This is a genomic window from Lentisphaerota bacterium (genome assembly GCA_016873675.1).
Taxonomy (GTDB): domain Bacteria; phylum Verrucomicrobiota; class Kiritimatiellia; order RFP12; family JAAYNR01; genus VGWG01.
In genome coordinates, this window is the sequence record VGWG01000177.1 from 1 (window position 1) to 3454 (window position 3454).

The following is a 3454-nucleotide window of genomic DNA, read 5'->3' on the forward strand; positions in this document are numbered from 1 at the left end:
GCCGTAACCGGCACAAATATGGTCAGGAGATGAGCTACGTGACCGATTGGTCCGATGATCTCTGGCGCGGGTATCTGCGCGACTACCACCGCATCGTGGAAGAAACCGATGTGCAGGTTGGCAGGATCATGGAGGCGTTGCGCGAGTCCGGCCTTGAGGAAGAGACGCTGGTTGTGTTCACCAGTGATCACGGCGAAGGGATGGCCGCCCACCACTGGGTGGTGAAACTCATGCTGTACGAGAATCCGGTGACCGTGCCGCTGGTGTTCCGCTGGCCCGGTGTGATTGAGGCCGGGCGTGTGGATCGAACGCATCTGGCTTCCGGCGTCGATCTTCTGCCTACCATCTGTGATTTCGCCGGCGTGCCGGTTGATCCGCAGGTCACGGGGGTCAGCCTGCGCCCGGTGATCGAGCGGCCCGACCTTCCAGGTCAGCCCTTCGTGGTGACCGAACTCGATCCGAACCCCGACGAGCCCGCCAAAACCGGCCGCATGGTGCGGACCGACAGGTTCAAGTATATGGTGTTTTCTCACGGCCGGCGGCCGGAAATGCTTTTCGATCTGGATTCCGATCCGGGCGAGATGCATAATCTCGTGTCGAAGCCCGAATTCGCGGACGAACTGCGCCGTCATCGTCAGTTGCTGAAGGAATGGCAGACCGCGACGAACGATACTTTTAGAGCAGAACGGAATGCTCTATGAACAGACGGGACTTCATACGCTTAACGTGAATCGGGCACGCCCGCCGTACTGGCAAAGGCATTCCGGGGGGAACTTTAATGAAGCAACCCATTGCGAGGAAGAAGCGATCAAGTGACGAGAAACCGGCGGTCCGCCGGCCACCGGGCTTTGTCCGGCTCGTGGGCGAATTGCGCGCGCTCATCCAGGGAGGCACTACATGAACCAACGCAACTTGATGCGAATGACCGGAGTGGGAATGCTGGCGGCCGGGCTGCCGGGGATTGTGATGGCCGCGGAGGGTGAAAGAGGCGCGTCGGCAGCCGCCCGTAAACCCAACATCATTTTCATTCTGGCTGACGACCTGGGGCAGTCCGACTTGGGCTGCTACGGCCAGGAACTGATCCAGACGCCCAATCTCGATCGCATGGCCGCCGCAGGCACGCGCTACACGCAGGCTTATTGCGGTACGACCGTCTGTGCGCCGTCACGCGCGTCGCTGATGACCGGACTGCACATGGGGCACTGCCCGATCCGCGCCAACCGGCCCATGAAAGGCGGGGGCCAGATGCCGCTGCCCGCCGAGACCCTCACCGTCGCGCAGGTGCTCAAGTCCGCCGGCTATGCCACGGCCTGCGTGGGCAAATGGGGCATGGGCATGTTCGACACCACCGGCAGTCCCCTGAAGAAAGGCTTCGACCACTTCTTCGGCTACAATTGTCAGACGCACGCCCACAGTTATTATCCCAAAAACCTGTTCAATGACGACCAGTCGTTCGATTTGCCCGGCAACAGCACCGGGAAGACGACCTATGCGCAAAACCTGATTACCGATGCGACGCTCAAGTGGGTGCGGGAGCACAGGGACGAGCCGTTCTTTCTCTATTATGCCGTGACCCTGCCGCATGCCTTCTACGAGATCGACGATCTGGGCCTGTACAAAGACAAGCCGTGGCCGAAGGACCAAAAGACGTATGCCGCCATGGTCACGCGCCTCGACAGCGACGTGGGACAGATCCTTGCCCTGCTTAAGGAGCTAAAACTCGACCGGGACACCCTGGTGATGTTTGCCGGAGACAACGGGCCGGCCGAAGGTTCCGATAAGACCAAGCCTGCGACGTGGACCTTGTCCGGCGGAAAACGCTCGATGGGTGAAGGATCGCTTCGCCAGGCGGCGCTGGCCTGGTGGCCGGGCGTGATACCCGCCGGGCGGGTCAGCGACGAGCCGTGGGCGTTCTGGGATTTTCTGCCGACCGTGGCCGAACTGACCGGCGCAACACTGCCCGCAGGTTATCAGACGGACGGTCTCTCGCTCGTGACGTTCCTGAAGGGCGGCGCGGCGCCGAAGCGCGAGTACTTTTACTGGGAACTGCACGAGGGCCGTCCCATCCAGGCGATCCGGTTCGGCAACTGGAAGGCCCAGCGCCACGGCGTGGATCAGGCGATCAAATTGTTCGACCTCGCGACCGATCCGGACGAAAAACACGATCTGGCGGCCGAGAAACCGGATCTGGTCGCCCGAGCCGAAGCGTTGATGCAGGCGGCGCGCGTGGACGATCCGAACTGGCCCCTGGACGCAAAGGGTCCTGAACAAAAGAAAAAGTGATGTTCCTGCGTGGCCTGATAATCGCTTGGAGGAGACATGACTGCATTGAACAAGGGAAACGAATCTCCGACCGTGCTGATCGTGAACGGGGGCGAATTACCGGACCTCTTTGCGCTTCCCAACGGTCGTCGCGTGCAAAACCGTGAAGAATGGTCTACGCGTGCCGATGCATGGCGCAAGTTGATCCTCGATCTGGAATATGGCGGGATGCCGCCGGCTCCCGATGCGATCGAGGTGGAAACACTGGCGCACTCTGCCGTGCGCCGCTGGCCGGACAAACCTCATCTCTGGACCTACCGCATCACCTGCCACGGTGGCAAACGCGACCTTTCCTTCTGCGTCCGAATACTCTTTCCTAACACAGGCGAACCATGCCCGGCCATTGTAAACGGCGATGGATGCTGGGCGTATGTGTCGGAGGATGTGTCCAGACGCGTTGTAGGCAGCGGGTGCGCCCTGATCACTTTCAACCGGACGGAGATGGCTGAAGATCTGGGATATCATGGAGTACCGGATCCAACCCAACGAAGGGGGGGGCTCTACGATGTCTATCCCGGCCGGACCTTCGGCGCCTTGGCGGCCTGGGCCTGGGGTTACCACCGGTGCGTGGATCTGCTCCACCAGTTGCCGTTCATTGACAAGACGCGGATCGCCGTGACAGGCCACTCGCGCGGCGGCAAGACCGTGCTTCTCGCAGCCGCGACAGACAGCCGGATCACGCTCGTCAACGACAACGCCTCCGGTACCGGAGGAAGCGCCGCTTCTCGCTATGTCGGCCATGGCGGAGAGACGCTCAACATACTCAACGTCTTCCCCTCCTGGTTCGGCCCAGGACTGAGGCCGTATCTCAGACGGGAAGGCGAGATTCCGTTCGATCAGCACGGTTTGCTGGCCGCGATCGCGCCGCGTCCCCTCCTGCTGACCTATGCCCTGGATGATCGCTGGTCAAATCCGGAAGGCATGGTGCAGTGCGCCTGGGCGGCCGGCGAAGTCTATCGCTTTCTGGGCAGCCCGGACGATCTCGCCTTTCACCTACGGCCGGGCACTCACACCCACGCCTCGGAAGACTGGGATGTTTTACTGGACTTCATTGGCTGGAAATGGCGCGGTATGCAGCCGAGCGCGCCTTACAATCAGCATCCTTACACGCACTTGCGCCCGGCCTTTGCGT

The 3454-nt window shown here is 61.4% G+C and carries 2 protein-coding genes and 1 pseudogene; all 3 read left to right on the top strand.

Going from position 1 to position 3454, the window contains the following annotated elements:
- Window positions 1–29: 29 nt before the first annotated feature.
- Window positions 30–701 carry a DUF4976 domain-containing protein gene (locus FJ222_12350; protein MBM4165213.1) on the top strand — a complete coding sequence of 224 codons (672 nt, stop codon included), beginning with the start codon at window positions 30–32 and terminating at the stop codon, window positions 699–701.
- A gap of 196 nt (window positions 702–897) precedes the next feature.
- Window positions 898–2323, top strand: a pseudogene (locus FJ222_12355) (arylsulfatase).
- Window positions 2320–3454, top strand: a 1135-nt coding sequence (locus tag FJ222_12360; protein ID MBM4165214.1) for a hypothetical protein, incomplete at its 3' end; no start/stop codon positions are given. The pseudogene FJ222_12355 and the gene FJ222_12360, both read left to right, overlap by 4 nt.